The 22226-nt window shown below is 62.8% G+C and carries 19 protein-coding genes and 1 tRNA gene; 13 read left to right on the forward strand and 7 right to left on the reverse strand.

The window, feature by feature from the left end; translation table 11 throughout:
* Window positions 1-71 precede the first annotated feature (71 nt).
* The 11 genes from H4W01_RS03900 (at window position 72) to H4W01_RS03950 (ending at window position 11828) form a co-directional block, all read left to right on the forward strand.
* Window positions 72-1370: a sugar porter family MFS transporter gene (locus H4W01_RS03900; protein ID WP_209609977.1), complete on the forward strand. Its 1299-nt coding sequence runs from the start codon at window positions 72-74 to the stop codon at window positions 1368-1370.
* An 11-nt stretch (window positions 1371-1381) separates the two neighbouring features.
* On the forward strand, window positions 1382-2572 hold the full coding sequence (locus tag H4W01_RS03905) for a glycoside hydrolase family 130 protein (RefSeq protein WP_209609978.1): 1191 nt from the start codon (window positions 1382-1384) through the stop codon (window positions 2570-2572).
* 625 nt (window positions 2573-3197) lie between these two features.
* Window positions 3198-4835 carry a ferritin-like domain-containing protein gene (locus H4W01_RS03910; RefSeq protein ID WP_209609979.1) on the forward strand — a complete coding sequence of 546 codons (1638 nt, stop codon included), beginning with the start codon at window positions 3198-3200 and terminating at the stop codon, window positions 4833-4835.
* 22 nt (window positions 4836-4857) lie between these two features.
* On the forward strand, window positions 4858-5520 hold the full coding sequence (locus H4W01_RS03915) for a hypothetical protein (protein WP_209609980.1): 663 nt from the start codon (window positions 4858-4860) through the stop codon (window positions 5518-5520).
* A gap of 7 nt (window positions 5521-5527) precedes the next feature.
* Window positions 5528-6454, forward strand: a complete 927-nt coding sequence (gene bufB / locus H4W01_RS03920) for an MNIO family bufferin maturase (protein WP_435803951.1) — start codon at window positions 5528-5530, stop codon at window positions 6452-6454.
* On the forward strand, window positions 6451-7260 hold the full coding sequence (locus H4W01_RS03925) for an HvfC/BufC family peptide modification chaperone (protein WP_209609982.1): 810 nt from the start codon (window positions 6451-6453) through the stop codon (window positions 7258-7260). The genes bufB and H4W01_RS03925 overlap by 4 nt, the downstream gene beginning before the upstream one ends.
* A gap of 129 nt (window positions 7261-7389) precedes the next feature.
* Complete coding sequence (locus tag H4W01_RS22775; protein WP_334685139.1) at window positions 7390-7710, forward strand: hypothetical protein; 321 nt, start codon at window positions 7390-7392, stop codon at window positions 7708-7710.
* A gap of 297 nt (window positions 7711-8007) precedes the next feature.
* Window positions 8008-9018, forward strand: coding sequence for a hypothetical protein (locus H4W01_RS03935; protein WP_209609984.1), 1011 nt, complete (start codon window positions 8008-8010; stop codon window positions 9016-9018).
* 319 nt (window positions 9019-9337) lie between these two features.
* Complete coding sequence (locus H4W01_RS03940) at window positions 9338-9766, forward strand: DUF6884 domain-containing protein (RefSeq protein WP_209609985.1); 429 nt, start codon at window positions 9338-9340, stop codon at window positions 9764-9766.
* Window positions 9766-11391, forward strand: coding sequence for an SIR2 family NAD-dependent protein deacylase (locus H4W01_RS03945; RefSeq protein WP_209609986.1), 1626 nt, complete (start codon window positions 9766-9768; stop codon window positions 11389-11391). The genes H4W01_RS03940 and H4W01_RS03945 overlap by 1 nt, the downstream gene beginning before the upstream one ends.
* Entirely contained in the window at window positions 11388-11828 is a 441-nt protein-coding gene (locus H4W01_RS03950) for a nucleoside 2-deoxyribosyltransferase (RefSeq protein WP_209609987.1), read from the forward strand. Before H4W01_RS03945 ends, H4W01_RS03950 begins: the two co-directional genes overlap by 4 nt.
* Before the next feature lie 128 nt (window positions 11829-11956).
* On the opposite strand, the gene H4W01_RS03955 is transcribed toward H4W01_RS03950, so the two are convergent.
* Window positions 11957-12121 (reverse strand): hypothetical protein, encoded by a 165-nt coding sequence (locus tag H4W01_RS03955; protein ID WP_209609988.1) that lies wholly within the window; start codon window positions 12119-12121, stop codon window positions 11957-11959.
* Window positions 12111-13961 (reverse strand): translation elongation factor 4, encoded by a 1851-nt coding sequence (gene lepA / locus H4W01_RS03960; RefSeq protein WP_050810931.1) that lies wholly within the window; start codon window positions 13959-13961, stop codon window positions 12111-12113. The genes H4W01_RS03955 and lepA overlap by 11 nt, the downstream gene beginning before the upstream one ends.
* A 110-nt stretch (window positions 13962-14071) precedes the next feature.
* Between lepA and H4W01_RS03965 the strand changes: the two genes are divergently transcribed.
* Window positions 14072-15040: a CsgG/HfaB family protein gene (locus H4W01_RS03965; protein WP_010407613.1), complete on the forward strand. Its 969-nt coding sequence runs from the start codon at window positions 14072-14074 to the stop codon at window positions 15038-15040.
* Window positions 15041-15105: 65 nt separating this feature from the next.
* The gene (locus H4W01_RS03970) at window positions 15106-15645 is read left to right on the forward strand and encodes a redoxin domain-containing protein (RefSeq protein ID WP_209609989.1); all 540 of its coding nucleotides are present in this window, start codon (window positions 15106-15108) and stop codon (window positions 15643-15645) included.
* A 130-nt stretch (window positions 15646-15775) separates the two neighbouring features.
* Here H4W01_RS03970 and H4W01_RS03975 read toward each other — a convergent pair whose 3' ends face one another.
* The 5 genes from H4W01_RS03975 to H4W01_RS03995 form a co-directional block, all read right to left on the reverse strand.
* Window positions 15776-16327, reverse strand: coding sequence for an AAA family ATPase (locus H4W01_RS03975; protein ID WP_209609990.1), 552 nt, complete (start codon window positions 16325-16327; stop codon window positions 15776-15778).
* Window positions 16324-16893, reverse strand: a complete 570-nt coding sequence (gene pnuC / locus H4W01_RS03980; protein WP_209609991.1) for a nicotinamide riboside transporter PnuC — start codon at window positions 16891-16893, stop codon at window positions 16324-16326. The genes H4W01_RS03975 and pnuC overlap by 4 nt, the downstream gene beginning before the upstream one ends.
* A gap of 102 nt (window positions 16894-16995) precedes the next feature.
* The gene (locus H4W01_RS03985) at window positions 16996-20373 is read right to left on the reverse strand and encodes an autotransporter domain-containing protein (protein ID WP_334685140.1); all 3378 of its coding nucleotides are present in this window, start codon (window positions 20371-20373) and stop codon (window positions 16996-16998) included.
* 285 nt (window positions 20374-20658) lie between these two features.
* A tRNA-Pro gene (locus H4W01_RS03990) sits at window positions 20659-20735 on the reverse strand.
* Window positions 20736-20825: 90 nt separating this feature from the next.
* Complete coding sequence (locus H4W01_RS03995; protein ID WP_209609992.1) at window positions 20826-22121, reverse strand: FAD-dependent oxidoreductase; 1296 nt, start codon at window positions 22119-22121, stop codon at window positions 20826-20828.
* Window positions 22122-22226: the final 105 nt, after the last annotated feature.

Raw genomic sequence — 22226 nt, forward strand, 5'->3', positions numbered from 1 at the left:
ACAAGGCCCCTCCCAGCGCGGCATCGTTTAAAAAAACAAATCAACATACCAATGTTAGGAGGGGTACGGCGATGAAACGCCTTAACATTTTCACCGCCGTAGTGGCATCGCTGGCGGGCCTCCTTTTCGGTTTTGACACAGCCGTGATCTCGGGCGTCACCACCGCGCTGCGCAAGGTGTTCGAACTGAGCGACGCCGGGTTGGGGCTTACCGTCGCGGTCGCGCTTCTCGGTACGTGCGTCGGCGCGCTGGGTGCCGGGCTCGTCGGCAACCGGCTCGGCGGGCGCGATACGCTCAAGATGGTCGGTTTCCTCTTCGCGCTGGCGTCAATCGGTTGCGCCTTCGCGCCCGACATCTACGTCTTTGGTGTTTCGCGGCTGGCGCTCGGCGTCGCCGTCGGCGGCGCGTCGGTGCTTGCACCCGTCTATATTTCCGAAATCGTCCCCGCGCGGCACCGCGGCTTCATGGTCGGCCTGTTTCAGTTCAACATCGTTCTGGGAATTCTGCTCGCCTATCTCAGCAACTTCCTTGTGGGGCAGCTTGTAGGCGGGATCGACGTCTGGCGTTGGAAAGTCGGCGTGGCTGCGGTCCCCTCGATCTTCTTCTTCGCGATGCTGTTCGCGATCCCGCAAAGCGCGCGCTGGCTGGTGTCGAAAGGCCGTATCGCCGAGGCCGAGGCCAGCCTGCGCCGCGTCGGTGCGCATGAAACGCTCTCCGAGATCAGCGCGCCAGAGGAAGGACAGGGTCGCCTGAACTGGCGGCTGCACAAAAAGCCGATCATTCTGGCGGTGTCGCTGGCGTTCCTGAATCAGTTCACCGGTATCAACGCCATCCTCTATTATCTCAACGACATCTTTGCGAGCGCCGGCTTCGGCAACGTGTCGGGGGACCTGCAGGCGGTAGCGGTCGGCCTCGCCAACCTGCTCGCGACACTGGTTGGCATGACCTTGATCGATCGGCTTGGACGCAAGACGCTGCTGGTTACGGGCGCGTGCGTCATGGCGATCGCTTTGGCCGGCGTGGCGCTGGTAATGGGCAGCGGCCAGGGTTCGCAATATCTGCTCGCCTTGCTCGTCGTGTACATCCTCGCCTTCGCCTCTTCGCAGGGTGCGGTCATCTGGGTCTATCTGTCCGAGATCTTCCCGACCTCGGTCCGCTCGACCGGGCAAAGCATGGGCAGCGCGACTCACTGGATCGTCAATTTCGCGATCACGCTGCTATTTCCGATCATTGCGGCACATGCGCGGGGCCTGCCCTTCGCGGTGTTCGCGGTCATCACGCTGGCTGGGGCCTTCGCGGTCGCCCGCTTTTTCCCCGAAACCAAAGGTACGTCGCTGGAAACGCTGGCCGGCACCATCGGCCATCACTGAGGAAATCTGAGATGTCGCAATTCCGTCTTAACCGCGCCGAGTTTCTCCGGGGCCTGGGTGCCAGTGCGGCGCTGGCGGTCGCGCCGGGCGCATGGGCGAGCGCGCGCCCTGCAAGAACTGGCGCTATCCACACTGATCGCGCCGAGTGGCATCTCGGACCCTTCTTGCGGTCTGCAACCACGCCCGTGCTCAAGCCCGACCCGAATGCCGTCTTCGACGACCCGATGCACCAACGTCCGGACGCTTGGATGTCAGCTCACACCTTCAACCCCGCATCGGTCGTGCGCGACGGCAAGATGGTCGTCCTGTTCCGTGCGGAGGACCGCCCGGACGAAAAGATGATCGGCTTCCACACGTCGCGCCTGGGCTATGCGTCTTCCGACGACGGCCTGCACTTCACCTATCGTCCGACACCGGTGCTCTATCCCGACAAGGACGACCAGCAACACGCCGAATGGGATGGCGGGTGCGAAGATCCGCGTCTGTGCGAGGGGCCGGACGGGACCTATTACGTCACCTACACGCAGTGGAACCACGACCGCACGCGACTGGGCATCGCCTCGTCGCGCGACCTGATCCATTGGCAGAAGCATGGGTCGGCGTTCGCTGGCACCGCGTTCGAGAACCTCTCGACCAAATCGGCCGCGATCATCCAGCGGATCGACGGGGGGCGTATGAAGGCCGCGTTGATCAACGGCGCATATTGGATGGTGTTCGGCGAGGGGTTGATCCACATCGCCAGGTCGACCGATCTGATCCATTGGTCACCGGTCGTCCTGCCCAATGGCGAGCCAATGGTGCTGATGGCGGCGCGACCGTCGCTCTTCGACAGCGAGCTTCCCGAAGTCGGTCCGCCGCCGCTCGTGACCGAGCGCGGCATCGTTATGCTCTATAACGGCAAGAATTCCGAGAATGACGCGTATCGCGATCGCTCGATCGGTCCGGGCGCGTATTCCGGCGGCCAGGCCTTGCTGGATCTGCGCGACCCGACCAAGCTGCTGGCGCGCAGCACCGTCCCGTTCATCAAACCGGAATTACCTTGGGAGAAAAGCGGGCAGTATCAGGCGGGTACGACCTTCCTGGAAGGGCTGAGCTATTTCAAAGGACGCTTCTATCTCTATTACGGCACCGCCGACACCTATGTCGGCGTGGCGGTAGCGCCTGCGCCTGCCTGGGTGACCCGTGGTGCAGCGGAGCGCTGACAGGGTGACGCATCTAGCGATGGCGGCGCGCCGGCCAGCACGGCGGACGTCTTCGCGACGGAAAGCCGACTCCGACGCGCAAGATGCGGAATCGGCTTAACAGGGTTGATGGTCGCAAAGGGCGGCTGGGTCATTGCGACCGGGTGCTCGCGTATGGCCTATCTGCAGCTCCAGCCGCCCATACCGTGTTCGGCATCGATTGCAGGGTGAACCGCAATTCTCCAGCCGCCATGATTTGATCGTGCCGCACATATGCGTGAGTCACGGGCACGCCATTCAGGCTGACGGATGCGACATAAAGGCCGCGTGCATCCCACAGGATTTTCCAGCCAGTTTGTTCATTGATCCATCCCCCCGAGGAACAACGCGCGATAGTGTCAACACAGCAAACACGGGAACACAGCAAGCCACGCGCTCACTCTTTGTAAGTGTCACTGTACGGACATATTGATCAGCAATGCGAGGAAACCGATGCAAACGAAGTATTCCCGGTAGAAAACGTCTGCGGTCAGATTTTTTCATTGTCCTCCGCGAACTGGACTAATACACATAGGCCCCAGCGGGGGTTGGCGTCCGTATTCTGTGTTCCCCGGTTCCAGCATCGTTCGGACCTGAGGGGGCTCCAATGGATTTGCCTGATCCCGTGACGCCGCTTACGCCTGCTGAGCAGGCGTTCGTCGCGACGCTCAACACTACATGGACGCGCGATCAGGTGCTCACGCGCCTAAAGGCCGACCTGCAGACGGCGGTCGAGATCGAACTCGCGACGATCCCGATCTATCTTTATACTTATTACTCGCTCGTCCGGAACAATGAGAGCGGCGAGACGATCAGCGACTCCCAGCTCTATGCCAATAAGGCAGGCGGCATCATCATGAGTGTGGCGGTGGAGGAGATGCTCCATATGTCGCTCTCATCGAACATCCTGTGGTCGATGGGCGTGATGCCGCAGCTTTATGGTAAGGCACCGGGTGCCTATCCGACCGGGCTGCCCTATCATAATCCGCAGGGACCGGCGGGCCCGGACGGCAAGACCGCGGTACAAATCCCGCTCGGGAAACTGAGCTTCGAGCAGCTCTGGCACTTCCTCCAGATCGAATATCCCGAGCAGTGGAACGCCCCGCCGCAGGACAGCAATTGGGATACGATCGGGCAATTCTATTCGTACATCCGCTGTCTGCTGAGCACCCAGTTCCTCGAAGATTCGGACTTTCAGCGTGGATCGGTGACCCATGCGATCCAGCCCTATAATTACTCGCCCAACAACGTCGACACCGTCTATCCCTCGGCCGGGTTCGATCCATGGAAGCCTGCGCCGCCAGCGGCGGTGAGCTGGGCCGATCCGGTGCAGGGGGCAGCAGCGGCGGCGGTCTATCCCGACGCGGACGACAGCCATGCGGGGGCGACCCAATTGGTCGCGATTCGTTCGGTCCGGGACGCCGCGACCGCGATCGACACGATTTGCGATCAGGGCGAGGGCGTGCCGATCCAGCCTGTCGGCCCGAGCGCCTATGACGACCCGTCCAAGTCCGAGGAATCGCACTATGTGAAGTTCCTGACGCTGCAGGCACAGTTCGCCGACTATGCCGGTACTGGCGAAGTGCGCCCGGCCCAGCCGCCTGCGCCGGCGGAGGTGATCCAGCCCGCCGTCACCAGCCAGGCGCTGCTCGATGCGGGCGTACTGGTGAACATGCCCGAAAGCCCGCTCGCGGCGAGCTACCCCGAGCATTATGTCGACATTGCCAATTTCTGCAGCGCCTGCTTCCAGTATATGCTGGTGATGACCGAGACGATCTATCTCGTGCCGCCCGAGCAGCAGAAAGTCTTCTTCAACGAAGGGCTGCACCGCTCGATGATCTGGGTGCTCGACAAATATATCCGCACGATCCGCCAGATTCCGATCCCGACCGGCGACTATGCGGGCATGATGATGGGCCCTACCTTCGAGAATGTTTCTCTGGGCGACCAGAAAATCTCGTTCCAGGGGCTGACGGACTTTGGCAACAAGGCGATTGCGGCCGCCAACGCGTTGATCGCGCGGTGTGACGTCAGTGAGGTGGTCGAACATGTCCAGACGCTGTTCGCGCCCGGTGCCAACACCGCCAAGGCAGTGAAGATCGAGAAGGCCGATAATGACCTGATCGGCGTGCTGAAGAACGTCATTTATTATGTCGGCGTCGCCATCTCCAAGACCGGCACCAACAACGTACCGATGCACTTGCCCGATGTTGGCCCGTATTGGACCGCCGCCCAGAACCAATGATCGCCCGCGAGAGGAACGACCCATGGCATCCTGCTCCACCCCGACCCCGACGCCGGCCCCCGCGCCGGGCGTTCCCGTGCCGACGCCGTATCCCTATGCCGCCGAGCCCGCCTTTCCGGGCTATGGGGTGATTGGCCCGCAGCCCGAGGGGTTGCCGCTCCACGCCTGTATGGGGCTGAACGCTTGCGCCGGGTCGGATCGCTTCGGCCTGTTCGGCGCGCCGGGACGCGAACCCAATGCCTGTGCCGGGCAAGGCTATTGCTCGACCGGTGCCGATCATACCTGCCACGTCCAGAATGAGTGCAAGGGGCAGGGCGGCTGCGGCCTCTACGGCACGGGTGAGGAGATGAACAATCCCGGTGCCAATGCCTGCCGCTCGCAAGGATCGTGCGCCACGCCGATCAATGCCGAGCGGTTCAGCACCAACGGGCCCAACCAGGGGCAAAGCGTCTGGCTGCGGGCGCGTGCGGTGTTCGAGGCGAATTGGGAGGCGACGCGGCTGGAACTGCTCGCGACGCAGAAGGGTGGGGGCAGCCAGCCGCTGCCGGCGACGCTCGGGCCACCGCCGGCGGCCTTCGCAGCCACCGGGCCCAGCTATCTGTGGATTTCGGGCGATAACGATGCGCGCGGCAACATGACCGCGTGTGGATCGAGCGGGATGAGCGGTGCCGGTGGCTGCAGCTGACGGCAAGCTGGCGGACCTGCCCCGGCTTGGGCTGGGGCTGGGCCTGCGCAATGTGCATTTCGACGCGATCCTGTCGGGCGAACCGCAAGATCTGTGGTTTGAGGCGATTTCCGAGAATTTCATGGATTCGGGGGGGCGCCCGCGCGCGATCCTCCATGCGGTGGCCGAGCGCTATCCGGTCGTGCTCCACGGCGTCTCGCTGTCGATCGGCAGCACCGACCCGCTCGACCGCGCCTATCTCGCCTCGCTCAAGCGGCTGGCCCGAGACATCCGCCCGGCCTGGGTCAGCGACCATCTGTGCTGGACGGGCGTGAACGGGCACAATTCGCACGATCTGCTGCCGATGCCGCTCACCGAGGAGAGCCTGGCGCATGTCGCCGCGCGCGTCCGGCAGGTGCAGGAGCTGCTGGAGCGTCCGCTGATCCTCGAAAACCCCAGTTCCTATGTCCGCTTCGCGCAGTCGACGCTGAGCGAGCCCGATTTTCTGCGCGCGCTGGCGGAGGAAACCGGCTGCGGGCTGCTGCTCGACGTCAACAATGTCTATGTCAGCTGCTTCAACGCTGGCAGCGATCCGATCGCCTATCTCGATGCCTTTCCGTGCGAGCGCGTCGTCCAGATGCACCTCGCCGGGCATCAGGATTTCGGGACCCATGTGATCGACACGCATGACCGCCCTGTGCGGGCTGAGGTTTGGGAGTTGTTCCGCATCGCCTGGGCGCGGACCGGCGGGGCCGCCACCTTGCTCGAATGGGACGATCATATTCCCGGCTTCGACGCCTGCCTCGCGGAGCTGCGCAAGGCGGAACGGTATATGGCGGGTGACACCGTGTCGTCCGGGGCGGCCGAGTGCGTGCGCGGCGGCGACGGGGTTTCCAACCCGGTCGGCTTCCTCATCCCTCGCGCGATGGCAAGCGTGATGGAGGATGCGGCGTGAGCGCGTTGGCAGACGTGCAAAGCCGGATGCATGCCGCGCTGATCGACCCTCGGGCTGATCCGGCGGCGCAGGCGCTGTTCGCGCGCGACGGCAGGCTTGGTGCCGCGGGCGGATTGGCGATCTACCAGCGCGGCTATTTCCTGCGCATCGCTGCGTGCATGCGCGAACAGTTTCCCGCGCTGTGCCATGCGCTTGGCCGGGCGCTGTTCGACGATTTCGTCGCCGACTATATCCGCGACTGCCCGCCCGAGCGGCACACGCTCTACGATCTCGGCCGCCGCTTCGCGGACTGGATGGAGGCGCGCCGACCCGATGCCGACGCACCTGAGGCCTGGGTCGATTTCATGATCGATCTCGCCCGGTTCGAATATGCGGCGTTCACGATGTTCGACGCCGAGGGAAACGAAGGGAATGTGTTTGCGACCAGCGACACCGCCGACAGCGCGCTGCGTCTTCAGCCTGCCTTTGCACTGGGGCGCTATCGCTTCCCGGTTGCCAGCTATTATCATGCGGTGCGCCGCGGCGAGGCACCGCTGTTGCCCGCGCTGGAGCCTTGCCATGTCGCCCTGGTGCGACGCGACTACATCACCCGCACCGTTCCGCTGAGCGCGCCACATTATACCTTCCTTGCGGCGATGCTGGCCGGCAGCGATGTAGACGCGGCGTTGGCACGCATCTCGGCCAGCTTTGGAATCGATCCCATGATGGCAAGGGACATGTGGTGCGGCTCGGCGGGTAGCCGCGACCGCTGGATCGAGTGGGGGCTCTTCGTCGCCGTCGATGTGGGATCAGTCAAAGATATTTAAACCGGAGCGATGGAGCGAGGGTTGGCGCGAAATCGCAAATTGCGTCTCCAACGTCCGCCAGCCTAAGCCGTGCGCCTATCCAGCCTGGAACCTGTGCTTTGGCCGGGCTAGCATGCTACACCGCCTGCTATGTCAAAATCTCAAAGCAATCGCGGCACCGTCGAGGTCGATGGCACTATCTATGATTGGCACCTCCAGCGTGAGCCGCATCAGGCGGATGACGAAGGTTGGAAGGGAATGACGATTGCCCTTCTCCAGCGCGACGCCAAACGCGCAGCATGGGTGCAATTCCCGCCGCCCAAGCGGCTCTTGAAGGGCTTGCCGCGCGGTCGTCTCCAACTCGATGACGCAACAATTTCGCGGTGCGTGCGCGCCGCCATGGCGGCCGGGTGGGAGCCGATGTCGCGGGGCAAACCGGTGGTGTTCACCGTCGATGCCGAAGGCAATTGAAGCGGAAGGCGATATCGAGATCGCGAAGCTGCACGCGAAGATCGAGCAATTGGTGGCGGAACGGGAATTCTTGTCGAAGGGGTTCGCGCGATGCGCGTCGCGCGGCGGCGACAGATGATCGAGCGGCGACCCGAAAGGAAGCCTGCGCATCATCGGCTGCGACGGGATCCAGGGCTATGCCATCGCCCAACCAATGGACGAGGCCGCTTTCCTTTCGTGGAGCCAAGGCGAAGTACGCTGGGCGGCGGTCGGCTAGGGTACTGTCCTACACTAACCATATCGGTTAAATGCGTGGACATGCAGAACCTCGTCCCCACCGCTCGCCCGGTGCTCGCGTTCGAGCCCGTCCCCCGCAAATATCGCTATGACGGCTGGACGCCCGAGCGGCAGCGCGGCTTCATCGCCGCGCTCGCCGAAACCGGGTCGGTCACCGCCGCCGCCCGGCGCATCAACATGAGCGCGGAGGGGGCCTATTACCTCCGGCGACAACCGGGGGCCGACGGCTTCCGCGCCGCCTGGCTCGCCGCGCTCGATCACGGGGTGCAGCGCCTGGTCGATGTCGCGATCGAACGCGCGATCGAGGGCGTGCCCGTCCCGGTCTTCCACAAGGGCGAGCAGGTCGGCGAACGCCGCTGGTATAATGACCGGCTGACGATGTTCATCCTGCGCCACCATCTGACCGACCGCTATGGCGGGCCCGGCCTCGCCCCTGGCACGCGCAACCGCGCGACGATCGAGCGCGAGGCCGCCGAGAATTGCCCGGTGTGCAAGGCGCGCAACCCGGCATCCATGTCCGAGGCAGACCGCGCACGCGCCGGTGCAGAGCGCCACGACGATTTCATGCGGCACTACACCAATAAGGTTAAAGTCGAACGCCAGGCGCGCTTGCGCGGCGACATCGTCGCGGCCGATTTCGCTCTGCGCCAGTTGACCGAAATCGAGTTCATCTTCTGCGTGATCGACCGGCCCGACGCGATCGTCGCGTTTTGGAACGACATGTTCCTGCATCTCGACGATCCCGATCCGGCGGCAGGCACCGAGGATTCCTTCGAGGCGCGGCGCGCCTTGCTCCAACAAGCGCGCGAGGCGGTATGGGCGCAGGACGCCATGCTGCGTCCCGCGCCGATGACGCAGCGTGGCCTGTCGAGCGCCATGGTCGTCGGCGCGACGCTCGACGCGCGCAGAACAGCCCGAAAGGAAGCCTGCACCCAAATGGCCGCCGCCCAGGCGCAATGGGAAGCTGCGGCGACCGAGGAGGCTTGGCGGGCTTGGTGTTTGGGGGAGGGGGCGGAGGGAGTTGTGATTTGAGCTGGGCCGACTGTTGCCCGGCAGCTTTCCGGAGCGGATGATACCATAGCTGCCTTTCGTAGCCCGTCGCGGCCAGGATTTGCCGACGACCAAACTCGGACGACTGCTCCCCGACTGCGAATCGCTGTTCGAGATATATTCGGTCATTCGGTCGATAGGAAACAAGCTCCGATCGAACGCGATCCACCTGGTCCAAGTCAGGGGGATAGGATAGAGGTCTACGTCGGCATTTGTCGCATGAGTTTAGAGCACACTGCGCCAGTTCGAGCTATGAGGGTCTCAGGTGCCTCGTCGGTGCTTCGTTTTGAGGTTCGGCCCGGTGCACAGAATCGGCTTAGTGATGTGTTCGAGATTAAAGCGGCCGACGCGTTTCGCAGCGGGGGATCTCTACACCTCATCGCGTTTCCTGCGCGATCGCGCGGCCGTGGAGGCGACATGCGACGATTGGCTCATTCTGTCGGGAAAATACGGCCTCATCGATCCGGACCGCAGTATAAAACCGTATGACGTGAACTTAAACAACGCATCTCGACTTCGCCGTTTTCTTCTGAGTTTACTCATCGCCGCTCAGTTTGCGCGTCGTTTTGGTTTAATCCGCCAAGTGCGCGTCGAGCTTCGCGCCGAGGATGCCTATAAGGAGTGTGGTATCGTTGCGCTGTCCTGGCTAGGCTTCCGGCACTATCCATCGGATGGCGGCAGCGGAGTACCCGCGGTGCTGATTCGGTCAAGGCTTGAACGGGGCAAGTAGTGCGCGATATTCATGTCGAGCTGGTAAAGCGTTATGGGCGAGCGATTGCTCACATGCGCCAGTTGTCACAGCGGAAGCGCCTTGGATTGGCGCTTGGTGCTGGCGTCAGTCAGTCTGCGAAGTTGCCAAGTTGGAATGAGCTGATCACTCGAATAACACGCGAGATCGAAACGCGCGCGACTACCAAAGGACCGGACCTCGGTCGCGAGACCGCGCCGATGCAGGCGCAAATTCTCCAAACGAGGTTCCGGAAGTTTGTGGAGTCCGGCACGGCCTTTCCAGCCACCTTGGTCAACCACCGCGACGGCATGATCGCTACCGAATGGCGCAAGCTTCTTCGTGACACACTCTATGAAGGCATCACCGATCCGAACACGGTCGTGGCTTCTCATCCCTACTTCGAGGAATTGGCCGCACTCGCCTTCAACGTGCCAGTCGTCGTGACGTATAATTTCGACGACTTCCTCGAGCGCGCCCTTGCAACCTCGCCGCGCCGACCGCACGGTACGATCGGCTATTATTCCGCTTGGGGCCCGCATTTCGTTGTCCAAGAGGACCGTCCGGTTGTTTACCATCCGAATGGGTACATCCCATTCCAAGCAATTGATCGATACTCGGAGGAGGTCATCCTCACCGAGGAGGCTCTGTCAAATCAGATCATCGATACGGTTCGCGGCAGCTTCGCGCTGCTGCTGAATTATTTCTGCAAATCCTCCTGCCTGTTACTCGGTTTCTCGCTGACCGATCCTGGTTTTCGGAGCCTGCTACGGCAGGCAGCGCGATCGGCACCCGGCACAGTACATTACTATGTTCGGTACTGCGGTGCTGACGCGCCGCCTATCTCCGAGCAGGAAGAAGCAAGTCAGGCCAACTTCGACCTGTTCAACATGGTAACGCTCTATCTGGACGGAGATGAGATCAAAGCACTCCTCGAGCTTCTGGCATTAGAGGATGAGGACACGCTCAACGATGTATTCGTCCGTGCTGGGGTCTCGCAGCGCTACCTGTATTATGTCGCCGGCGCTGTCTCGGTTGGCAAGACATCTGTCATATCACGCCTCCAAGGGATCGAAATCGTCGATGAATGGCTACGTCCCCGAGACCCTCTGATCGCCAAACCCTCCGATCAGCTTGGGCCCGCTGAACGTAAGCGTGTAGATGAATGGATACTTGAACAGGTACGGCTGAAGAACGGTCGCTTCGCCCGGGCAGGCGTGGGCCTTCATGTTATGGATCGAGCGCCGCTCGACGCCTTCGCATTTACCCCGCCCGATCAATACGAGCAGAAGGCCGAGAGCATTTTCGAGACCGCATGCGCCGGAAAATCCGGTGCACCTCAGTCACTTCTGAAAGGGCATCTTATTCTCCTTAAGGGCGACCCACCCACACTTCAAACCAGGCAGGTGTGGAGGGGAAGAGGTGGTACGGAGGCGTATCTGGAGGAGCAGCAGAACGCACTGGTTGAGGTGTATGCCGACAATGCCTTCGGCAATGTGACCTTCCTCGAAACTGCTGGGCAGGACGTCGAGAACGTGACGAAGCAAGTCCTCCGGACAATCCACCTCGACGATTACGAGGAGTTCGACTTCAACAAGCGCCTCACCTTCTTTTTGTCGAAGCCATGATCGAGCCTGTACTTTATTTGGCGGCACCGCTCTTTTCGTATTCGGAAAGAGCATTCAATGATCGGCTAACGGAAATCCTGTCCGGAACTTTCGATGTATTCCTTCCGCAGCGCGACAATCACCTTATTGTCGAGCTGGTCGCCGACGGTATGTCGATCGAAGAAGCGCGTGTGAAAGTGTTCGAAGGCGACCTCACCGCTGTCGAGTCGTGTAACGTTTTCTTCATCGTGCTCGACGGACGTAGCGTCGATGAAGGCGCTTGCTTTGAGCTTGGTTACGCCCATGCTCTGGGTAAATTTTGTGTCGGACTGCAGACTGACCCGAGGCGACTGCTGCCGATCGGCAACAATCCGATGCTCCATTGCGCGCTAAAGCACGTGTTCCATTCATTGGACGAATTGAACGCTTGGGCGCGATCTCGGCCCGGACTGCTATAGACTCCTATATTTATTCGCTCGTTAGCGCGAGCGCGGCTTGTTTCGACTGCGGCTTGCGGTATGGTAGCTCATCGTAAACAGCAGTCATCTGGCCCAGCCATGTAAAATGGCAGCGAAATCCCCAAAGGTCAGCCGCTCAAGCGTTCGAACGTGTGCACCAGTCCGATGAACGAACTGCGGCTTTCGGTATCGCCGACTACCAAGCCGAACGGCAGAACGTGGGGCGCGTAGCCGCCTAGCAGGCCTACATCGCCAGTCGCTGCCGCAGCACCCCAGCTAACGCTACCCCTCATCCCCCATCCGCAGCGCCGCAATAAACGCCTCCTGCGGGATGCTCACGCTGCCGTATTCGCGCATCTTGAGCTTGCCCTTCTTCTGCTTGTCGAGCAGCTTGCGCTTGCGGCTGGCGTCGCCGCCATAGCATTTCGCGGTCACGTCCTTGCGCATTGCGCTGATCGTCTCGCGCGCGATCACCTTGCCGCCGATTGCCGCCTGGATCGGGATCTTGAACAGATGGCGCGGGATCAGTTCCTTCAAGCGCTCGACCATGCCGCGCCCGCGCACTTCGGCGGTGCCGCGGTGGACGATCATCGACAGCGCATCGACGGGTTCCTCGTTGACGAGGATGCTCATCTTGACGAGGTCGCCCTCGCGCTTGCCGATCTGGGTGTAGTCGAAGCTGGCATAGCCCTTGGAGAGCGACTTCAGGCGATCGTAGAAATCGAACACGACTTCGTTGAGCGGCAGCTCATAGGTCGCCTGGGCGCGGCCGCCGACATAAGTGAGGTCCTTCTGGATGCCGCGACGGTCCTGGCAGAGCTTCAGCACGCTGCCGAGATATTCGTCGGGGACATAGATCACCGCCTGAATCCACGGCTCGGAAATGCTCTCGATCTTGTTGGGATCGGGCATGTCGGCGGGGTTGTGCAGTTCGATCGTGCCGCCGCCATGCGTCAGCTCGAGTTCGTACACCACCGACGGTGCGGTGGTGATGAGGTCGAGGTCGTACTCGCGCGTCAGGCGCTCCTGGATGATTTCGAGGTGGAGCAGCCCGAGGAAGCCGCAGCGGAAGCCGAAACCGAGCGCGGCGCTGGTTTCCATCTCGAAGGAGAAGCTTGCGTCGTTGAGGCGCAGCTTGCTGATGCTTTCGCGCAGCTTCTCGAAATCATTGGCGTCGACCGGGAACAGGCCGCAGAACACCACCGGCTGGACTTCCTTGAAGCCCGGCAGCGCCTCGGCGGCGGGGCGCTTGGCGTCGGTGATGGTGTCGCCGACGCGGGTCTGCGCGACTTCCTTGATTTGCGCCGTAATGAAGCCGATTTCGCCGGGGCCGAGATCGGTCAATTGCTCGATCTTGGGGCGGAAACAGCCGACGCGGTCGACCAGATGCAGCGTGCCGGCCTGCATGAACTTGATTTGCTGGCCCTTCTTCAACACGCCCGCCATGACGCGCACCAGGATGACGACGCCGAGATAGGGGTCGTACCAGCTGTCGACCAGCATCGCCTTCAAGGGCGCGTCGGCATCGCCCTTGGGTGGCGGGATGCGGGTGACGATCGCTTCGAGCACTTCGGCGATGCCGATGCCGGCCTTGGCGCTGGTCAGCACGGCGTTGGAGGCGTCGAGGCCGATCACTTCCTCGATCTCGGCCTTGACCTTGTCGGGGTCGGCGGCGGGGAGATCGATCTTGTTGATGACGGGCACGATCTCATGATCATGCTCGATCGACTGATAGACGTTGGCGAGCGTCTGCGCCTCGACGCCCTGCGCGGCATCGACCACCAGCAGCGCGCCTTCGCACGCGGCGAGGCTGCGGCTGACTTCATAGGCGAAGTCGACATGACCCGGCGTGTCCATCAAATTGAGGACATATTCGATGCCGTCCTTGGCGACGTAGCGCAGGCGCACGGTCTGCGCCTTGATGGTGATCCCGCGTTCCTTCTCAATGTCCATATTATCAAGGACTTGTTCGGACATTTCGCGGTCGCTGAGGCCGCCGGTCGCCTGAATCAGGCGATCGGCAAGCGTCGACTTGCCATGATCGATATGGGCGATGATGCTGAAATTGCGGATGTTCTGAAGAGGGGTCACGAATTCGCCCGGTTGTGTGCTGGAAACAGAAGAGGGGGCCATAGCATCGCCTGCACGCCTGCACAAAGCCCGTCATCATCGCGGTCATCTCTATGCCGCCTGACGCAAATCGGATATCGAGCCAGCGTAACGACTCTAAGCGGGGGCAGGGTATGTCGAAAATCGTGACCGGGATGGCGATGGCAGCGATCATCGGGAGCATGCCGATGCAGGTCGCAGCACAGCGACTGGCCAAGCCGTCGGGCACGCAGAAGCTGCAGGAAGCCACGATGAACGACGTGCCGCACTGCGCGCGCAAACACGGCACGATCTCGATCGTCGATGGCGACGATTCGCGCGGCTGGACCCAGTACAACCTCGCGCCGCCGCAGAAGCTGCTCAAGGTGCTGGTGCAGCGCTCAGGCTGCTTCAATATCGTCGATCGCGGCAGCGGCTTGCAGGCGGCGCAACGCGAGCGCGATATCGGCGGCGATCTCGGGCTGCAGCGCGGTTCCAATGTCGGCCAGGGCCAGATCAAGGCCGCCGACTATGTCCTTCAAGCTGAAGTGCAGGGTGCCAACAGCAACGCCAGCGGCAGCGGTGTGGCAGCCGGGCTCGGCGGCCTGATTGGAGGGCCGATCGGCGGGATCGTCGGCGGCGTGCGCAGCCGCAAGATGGAAGCCAATGTGGTGCTGTCGATCACCAATGTGCGCACCACCGAAACGCTGGCGACCGAGGACGGCTATGCCGCCAAGAACAGCCTCAGCTTTGGCGGCGGCGGCGGCGTGTTTGGCGGCGTTGCGGGCGGCGGTGTGATTGGCGGCGGCTATGACAATACCGATATCGGCCGGATCGTGACGCTGGCGTTCATCCAGGCCTATTCCAAGCTGGTCAACGAGCTCGGCTATGTGACGCCGGGCGACACCGGCACCGCCGAAGCCGCGCCTGCCAAGACCTTCACCGCGCAGGGCCCGCTGGCCTTGCGCTCGGCGGCTAGTGCGACCGGCCGCGTGCTGCGCACCTTGCCTGCCGGTGCGATCGTTTACCCGACCGGCAACAAGAACGGGCTGTGGTGGGAAGTCGCCGACGAGAATGACAATGTCGGCTGGGTGCTCAACACCAAGCTCGCGCCGTCGCGCTAACGGGCGGGCTGGCGGCGGCGGGGGCGGCAGGCTAGGATGACGGATCGTTTTAGGAGACGTCGCCCATGAAGTTTGCCATCCCATTTGTCGCCGCCAGCCTCGCGCTTGGCTTTGCCACCCCCGCCATGGCCGCGCTGAAGGTAGGCGATACCGCGCCGAACTTCACCACCGAGGCCGCGCTTGGCGGCAAGACGCACAGCTTTACGCTGGCGACCGCGCTCAAGAAGGGGCCGGTGGTGCTGTATTTCTTCCCCGCCGCCTTCACCTCGGGCTGCACCGCGGAGGCGCATGCCTTTGCCGAGGCCGCAGCCGATTTCGAGAAGCAGGGCGCGACGCTGATCGGCTTGACCGCTGGCAATGCCGAGCGGATCAAGGAATTCTCGTCGGTCGAATGCCGTGACAAATTCCCGGTCGGGCTGGCCGCGCCTGCCACGATCTCGGGCTATGACGTCGCGCTGCCGCAAAAGGCCGGCTGGACCAACCGCACGTCCTATGTGATCGCCACCAATGGCAAGATTGCCTACGTCCTGTCCGAGATGAAGCCCGAGGGGCACATCACCGGCACCTTGGCGGCGGTTAAGGCGCTCAAAGCGAAGAAGGGCTGAGCGCGCGGTTCGCTTTGACCCGTTCGCCCTGAGCCTGTCGAAGGGCCCGTGTCGCAGGCGAAAGCTCGCTCGTGGACAGGGTGCTTCGACAGGCTCAGCACGAACGGATTGGGGGCTAAAGTCTGACGCTCTAGTCCGCGCAGAGCGGAGAACGCCTGATCGGCGGGTCTTCCACCCCGGCCGTCGCGAGCGCATCGAGCGCCGCCGCAAGACGGTCGGGGCCGCGCCCGCTGATCAGCACATAAGGCAGCACGCGCCGCTCCAGCTCGGCGCGCGACAGATCGAAGAAGCGCTGGCGTGCCGCGGTGCTGCCGAACAGGCGGGTGCCGTCTTCGACCCACGGCAAATCGATATCGAGCAGCAGATACAGGTCGGCGGTGCCATGCCAGGCATCGAACCACGGGTCGCGCGTGCCGAACAGCATGTCGGCCCACACCGCCGTCATCAGCGGATCGGTATCGAGGAAGAGCAGGTTCGCGCCGGTCGCGCGTGCGGCCTGGGTCATGGCGTCGTGGGTGCGCGCGATCTCGACAAGGTCGGCCATGGTGAAATCGGTGCCATGGGTTTCGGCGAAGGTGCGGCCATATTCGGGGACGAACACCGTCGCATAACGCTTGGCGAGCTGTTCGATCAGCGTCGACTTGCCGGTGCTTTCCGGGCCGTGCAGGCAAATCATCGTCATGCCGTGGCGGTCCGCCGGGCGACGCGCTGCCAGTCGAACAGCCCCCAGATCGCCAGCGCCAGGAAGATCGCGTACAGCAGCATCGTCAGCCACAGGCCCTTGGCGGCGTAGAGCCCGATCGAGCCGATATCGACCACGATCCACAGCCACCAGCTTTCGACCGCGCGGCGTGATTGCAGGATCTGCGCGGCGACGCTCATCGCAGCGAGCGTCGCATCGGCCCAGGGGAGGGAGGCGTCGGTAAAGCGGTGCATGCCATATCCCCATAGCGCCGCCGCCAACAGGCACCCGATCGCCCAGGTCAATCGTGCGCGGTTGGTCATAAGCCCGACCGGCACCTCGCCCGTTTGCGCCCGCGCCTGCGACCAGTTCCACCAGCCATAGATTTGGACGACGAAGAAAAACACCTGCAGCACCGCATCGCTGTACAGCCGCGCATGGAGAAAGATGACCGCGTAGAGCGCGACCATCGCCAGCCCGAACACATAGTTCCAGATGCTGCGCAGCACGACCAGCGTGACATTGGCCAGGCCAAGCACGAACGCGACGATTTCGAGAGCAGTCATGGCATTGAGCGGTAGCAGCGAGAGCCGCCGCGCGTCGAGCGTCGATGCACAAAGGGCCGCCCGGTCACCCGGACGGCCCCTTGGCTCAGCGCGATGCCCCGATCAGAAAGCGATCTTCACCGTCGCGCGGTAGCTTTGGTTGGAGATATCGCTTCGGCCTGCAGTGGTATCGGCTCCAACCGAGAGCGTAACGTCCTTGGCCGTGTAGGACAGACCGCCGCCGATCTCGCCCCAATCCTTGTCTTGCGGGGCCAGCGCGAAGGATGTGTTGGGCCCGACGCCGCCAACGAAATTCGCGCCAAAGGCGCTCGGCTGGTTGCGGAAGGCGTGCACATAATAAGCCGAAAGATATGGTTTGAAGGTCTTGCCGCCGCTCAGATTGACGCCGCCCAAGGCCTGAACGCTGTTGGAGGGAAGCGGGGCGATCCGCAGCGCGGTGCCGCCGCCGGTCTCATTGGTACCCGCCCAGTCGATCTGGCCTGCACGCAGCGCGGCGCGCGGCGTGATCTTAAGGCCGCCGCCGAGGCCGATATCATAGCCCAGGCCGAGCTGGGTCGAATAGGTCAGCGAACTTTCGTGCCCGCGCAGCGTGAAGGGCGTTCCGACCAGCGAAACATTGCGGCGCGTGGTCGTGTCGAGGAAGCCCAGGCTAGCCTGAACATCAAAGGTGAGCGGCCCGACCAGTGCGACCTTGCCATAAGCGCTGGTCTGGAACAGGTCGGCCCGGGCATATTGGCCGCCGGTCGTGGAGCCGCTGGCCTTGGTGTAGGCGAAGGACATGCCGACGGCGGTGCGGCTGTCGAGTTCGCCTTCGATGCCACCGACGACGTAGAACCCGTCAAAGGTGTCGCGCCCGCCGAGCGGAACCGCGGTCGGCATCGGTCGGCTATTGCCGTTGAGATAGCCCGCAGCGATGTAGCCGTTGACCGTGTCGGGCAGCTTGCCCGGGCGCAGCGCCGTATCGTTTGCGGTGAGGGCAGCACCGCTGGCGACGACATCTCCCGCCGCGCGGCTCGCCGCGAACATCAGCGGATTGCCGATGATCGCGAGTGTTCCGTCAACATCGCCATGATCGAGATTGGCCAGGCGGGCGGCGGTAAACCGCTGCATATTGTCCACTGCCAGCGTGCCGAGCGCACGCTTCAGGGTCTGCTCACGCGGCGCAAGACTGTCGAGCGTGCCTTGGATCGTGGCCGCGTTCTGCAGATCGAGCGGGCCATAAACACCGGCATAGGTGTTGTAGATGCTGCGGTTCTGGTCGAGCAATTGCGCATAAGCGCGCTGCACCGGCGAACTGCCAACGACGTTTGCATACAATCCGGCGTCGATCGCCACCTGCACCGCATTGGCGGAATAGATGAAGCGCGGGGTGAGGATCGCGCTGAGCGCGGTCGGGGCCGCATAGGTGCCGGTGATGCCGCCTTGCGCGGTCAAGATCGTATAGACATCGCCATAGCGAATCGTGTGGCCCGCGACGGGCGCGAAGCCAACGATCCCGCCAACGCTCGCAGCACCTGTGACCGCGAGCCTATCGGACGTGCCTGCCGGGCCAAGGTCGATAAACTGCACCGTTCCCGACGACAGCACCAAATTGCCGCCGAAGGTGATCGTGCCGATGGTCCCGGCGGTGCCGGGCATGATCATGCCGCTCACACTGGTGAAGAACGGCGCGTTGAAGCGCCCCGCACCGGTAATGCCGCCCGTCAGCAACAGATAGTCGCCCGCCGATGTGATCGTGCCGTTATTGGTGACGAGGCCCTGCAACTGGTTGATGTTGATCAGGCTGGTCAACGAAGCGCCGCTGTTGACCGTCAATTTGGCGGCAGAGCCATTGAGCGTCAGCCGGTCGATCGTCACCGCCGATCCGAGCGTGGTGGTGCCGGCGGCCGCCAACGTTACGTCAAAATAGCGCGCGTTGATCTGATTGACCGAGTCCGGATTGATATTGTTCGGCACGAAGTTGGTTGCACCGGGCAAGCCGTTGGCGAGCGTGGCGGCGGGGAGCGCGGTCGAGCTGGCAGTGGTCCCCGGAACGGGGTTGGTGACCGCGACGCCGTGGTCGTAATAGACGCCGGTTTTCACGTCATAGCAGACGTCATAGGCGGCATTGGGTTCCTGATCGCAGATCTGGCCGAATTTTCCCGATGTGCCCGTGGTGCCCTGACCTGCGGTGGTGGGCACGCCGTTGACCAGCGCGCCGTTGACGATGACGTTATAGGCGGGATCGAGGTTGGTCACCCAATGCGTCGGGTCAGTCCAATTGCCGTCGCCCGCAAGCGTGCTGACATAACGATATGGGTTCGCCGCGGCGATATAATCCCAATACAGATAAAGCGGCTGGTAGAAGGCGCTGGTGCCGTAGCTGCCCGAGGGCTGCGCGCTGAAATAGCGCGTCCCGCCCGAGAGCACCGCGATCACCAATTGCTTGGCATAGGTGCGGTCGAGGATCAGCGGACCACCCGAATCGCCCGGGCCGGTGATTCCTTCTCCAGGCAGGGCATTATCCTTGAAGATATTGAAGTCGAAACCGTTGGTGCGGCTGTTCGGCGCACCGCTGCTGTCAAAGTCGATTTGATAGAGGTTCTGGGGACGGCCGCGTGGTGTGATGCCGAACAGGCCGATATCAATATCGTCCAGCGATCCGAGCAAGCCCAGATAGTTCTCTGCCAAGCGCCGCCGATAATCGACGCCGACCGAACTGCCGCTGGTCGCCGTCCCGGTGTTGCCATAGCCGGCGATGGCCACGTGATAGCCAGTGCCGGTCGTGTCGCTGATCGAGGCGGGTGCGGGCAGCGCCGAGAATAGCAGCGCCCAGGTCGGCACGTTCGCGGCGGGGGTGTCCAGCGATGCGACCGCGACGTCCGCTTGCAGGAAGTTGTTTGCCAGCCCCAGATCGAGCGAGTGCGCGTTATATTGCACCTGATTGACGTTGTAGAGATAGTCGGTGATCGAGGTCAGATATTTGGCCCCGCCAGCCGTGCCGTTGAGCCAGTGCCCGAAGGCCGAATTGCCCGCCAGATTATTGTTGGCCTGAAAACCAAACGCGATCGGCAGCTGGCCGGTGCCGGTGCCATATCCCCACGGGTTCATGGCCGTGCCCGTCGGGCTTTCATTGACGCAGTGCGCCGCGAAAATGACGGTACGCGGGTTGATCAGCGTGCCGGTGCACAGGCCGATGAAGCCGGTCTTCTGGTCGATGATCATTTGCCCGATGCCGGTGACATTGGTCGGGTCGCGATCGGTCACCGACGTCCCTGGCGGCGCGATAACAATGCTCGGGTCGGAAACGGGCGCTGCCGCAACTGGGGCAGCCGCGATCGCGTTCTGCGGCTCGAGCACATAGGTCCCACCGCCAGCGGCCACCGGGGCGTCGTTAAGCGTCGCGGCGTGAGTCGCGCCAGCGGCGACAAACGACCATGTTGCAGCGGAGGCGAGGAGGACTGCCCGTGCAGCGGGCGCACGTGTGCGAAGCTTAACCATATAGAGACTCCCCGTTTTTTGGCGCGGCCCCTGCTGCGCCGTTCTGAATGGGAGGCTAAATACGGGGTTTCAGAAGCTCAAGGCGTGGAAGGTCCGCAATGGGCGCATTCTGAAATATTTCAAAATAATTGCATTTTTGTTGCATAAATGCAACATCGCCTTGCTCTAAGCGAAAGCGCACGACAAGTGGCTAAGCCCGTACCGGAGCGTTTATTGGGATGGTGGGGGGCGTTGGAAACAGCCGGAGCTACCGTGATCGGCAAACTACCCGCCGTATTTCAGCAATGGTCGGGGCGATAGGATTCGAACCTACGACCCCTGGACCCCGAGACCAGTGCGCTACCAGACTGCGCCACGCCCCGACACATTGCAGGGCGCAGCGCGTAGCCGCAGGGCGCGGCGGTAGCAAGTCAAAAAATTGCCGCGCGCAAGGATTGCCTGACCGCGACCGCCTAAAGAAGGACGGCAAGCATCTCTTCGATCGTCGCGAATTTTTCACGGGGGGCACCCTGACGCGCGCGCGCAACCTCGGCCGCTTCAATCTTCTGCCAATCGCGGAAGGTCACGATCGCAACGCCGCGCGCGGCAAGCAACGCGTCGAGGTCGGCGCGGCCGCGTTTGCCGCTGTCGGCCGGAATGTCCTCTGCGATCAGCTCCGCGATGGCGAAGCCGTCGGGGCGGTTGGTGCCGATCGTGCCGGTCGGACCGCGACGAGCCCACCCCACCGCGTACAGCCCAGGCGCGATCCGTCCGTCGACATTGGCGAAGCGCCCCAGCTTTTCGTCATAGGGCACCCCGGCGATCGGGGGTGTACGATAGCCGATGCAACTGACGACCAGGCCCGCAGGAACCGCATAGGTTTCGCCGGTGTCGTGCACGGTCCCAAGATCATCGATCGCGGTGCGTGCGACGACGACGCGCTCGGCACCATGTTCGCCCTCGATGCGAAGCGGGCGCGCGAAAAAGTCGAAGACGATGTGGATGGGCTTATCGTCGGTGCGTTCGGAAAACGCCCTCAGGTGCGCGATCGATTTTCGCAAGCCCGGTTCGAGTGCTGCATCGCTTTCGGGTGGCGGCAGGTCGGAAGCGTCGACCACAGGAAGCGCCCGCGAAAGATACGCGAGCTCGCCGAGTTCCTTCGGGGTCATCGCGATCTGCTGCGGCCCGCGGCGCGAGAGGATCGTAATGGTCGCCAGCTCGGTTGCGCGCAGTCGCCCGAGCGCATGGGCGGCGATGTCCGACCCGGTGAATTCGTCCTCGGCCTTTGCGAGCATCCGGGCAACGTCGAGCGCGACATTGCCGGCCCCGACGATTACTGCATCGCCGCGGGTGAGCGGCGGATCGAGATCGGCGAAATCGGGATGGCCATTGTACCAGCCGACAAAAGCCGCCGACCCGATCACGCCCGGCAAGTCATCGCCCGGCACGCCGAGCGGCTTGTCCAGCGGCGCTCCGGTTGCGAGGATGACGGCATCATAACGTTCCAGCAATTCGCCAATGGAAACATCGGTTCCCACCGTAACATTGCCGACAAACCGCACCGTTTCGCTCAGCGCGACGCTTTCATAACGGCGTGCGACCCCTTTGATCGACTGATGGTCTGGGGCAACGCCGCTGCGGATCAAACCATAGGGTACCGGCAAACGATCGATGATATCGACGCGCGCTGCGTCGCCGAACGTCTTTTGACAGCCTTCTGCGCTATAATAGCCTGCGGGGCCGGAGCCGATGATCGCGATGTGGCGCATTGGGGCTCTCCTGTGAGGCGTATCCTAGCGCGGGGTTCGGCGGCGGCAAGATGCGTTGGCCCTAGCGCCGGGGCTGACGATGACGATAGAGATACAAATGAAACG

The sequence above is a fragment of the Sphingomonas sp. PL20 genome (assembly GCF_017875905.1).
GTDB lineage: Bacteria > Pseudomonadota > Alphaproteobacteria > Sphingomonadales > Sphingomonadaceae > Sphingomonas > Sphingomonas echinoides.

Coding starts and splice junctions, on each gene's coding strand:
- H4W01_RS03900 (WP_209609977.1), top strand. CDS start 72: ATGAAACGCCTTAACATTTTCACCGCCGTAGTGGCATCGCTGGCGGGC.
- H4W01_RS03905 (WP_209609978.1), top strand. CDS start 1,382: ATGTCGCAATTCCGTCTTAACCGCGCCGAGTTTCTCCGGGGCCTGGGT.
- H4W01_RS03910 (WP_209609979.1), top strand. CDS start 3,198: ATGGATTTGCCTGATCCCGTGACGCCGCTTACGCCTGCTGAGCAGGCG.
- H4W01_RS03915 (WP_209609980.1), top strand. CDS start 4,858: ATGGCATCCTGCTCCACCCCGACCCCGACGCCGGCCCCCGCGCCGGGC.
- H4W01_RS22775 (WP_334685139.1), top strand. CDS start 7,390: ATGTCAAAATCTCAAAGCAATCGCGGCACCGTCGAGGTCGATGGCACT.
- H4W01_RS03935 (WP_209609984.1), top strand. CDS start 8,008: ATGCAGAACCTCGTCCCCACCGCTCGCCCGGTGCTCGCGTTCGAGCCC.
- H4W01_RS03950 (WP_209609987.1), top strand. CDS start 11,388: ATGATCGAGCCTGTACTTTATTTGGCGGCACCGCTCTTTTCGTATTCG.
- H4W01_RS03955 (WP_209609988.1), bottom strand. CDS start 12,121: ATGAGGGGTAGCGTTAGCTGGGGTGCTGCGGCAGCGACTGGCGATGTA.
- lepA (WP_050810931.1), bottom strand. CDS start 13,961: ATGGCCCCCTCTTCTGTTTCCAGCACACAACCGGGCGAATTCGTGACC.
- H4W01_RS03965 (WP_010407613.1), top strand. CDS start 14,072: ATGTCGAAAATCGTGACCGGGATGGCGATGGCAGCGATCATCGGGAGC.
- H4W01_RS03970 (WP_209609989.1), top strand. CDS start 15,106: ATGAAGTTTGCCATCCCATTTGTCGCCGCCAGCCTCGCGCTTGGCTTT.
- H4W01_RS03975 (WP_209609990.1), bottom strand. CDS start 16,327: ATGACGATGATTTGCCTGCACGGCCCGGAAAGCACCGGCAAGTCGACG.
- pnuC (WP_209609991.1), bottom strand. CDS start 16,893: ATGACTGCTCTCGAAATCGTCGCGTTCGTGCTTGGCCTGGCCAATGTC.
- H4W01_RS03985 (WP_334685140.1), bottom strand. CDS start 20,373: ATGGTTAAGCTTCGCACACGTGCGCCCGCTGCACGGGCAGTCCTCCTC.
- H4W01_RS03995 (WP_209609992.1), bottom strand. CDS start 22,121: ATGCGCCACATCGCGATCATCGGCTCCGGCCCCGCAGGCTATTATAGC.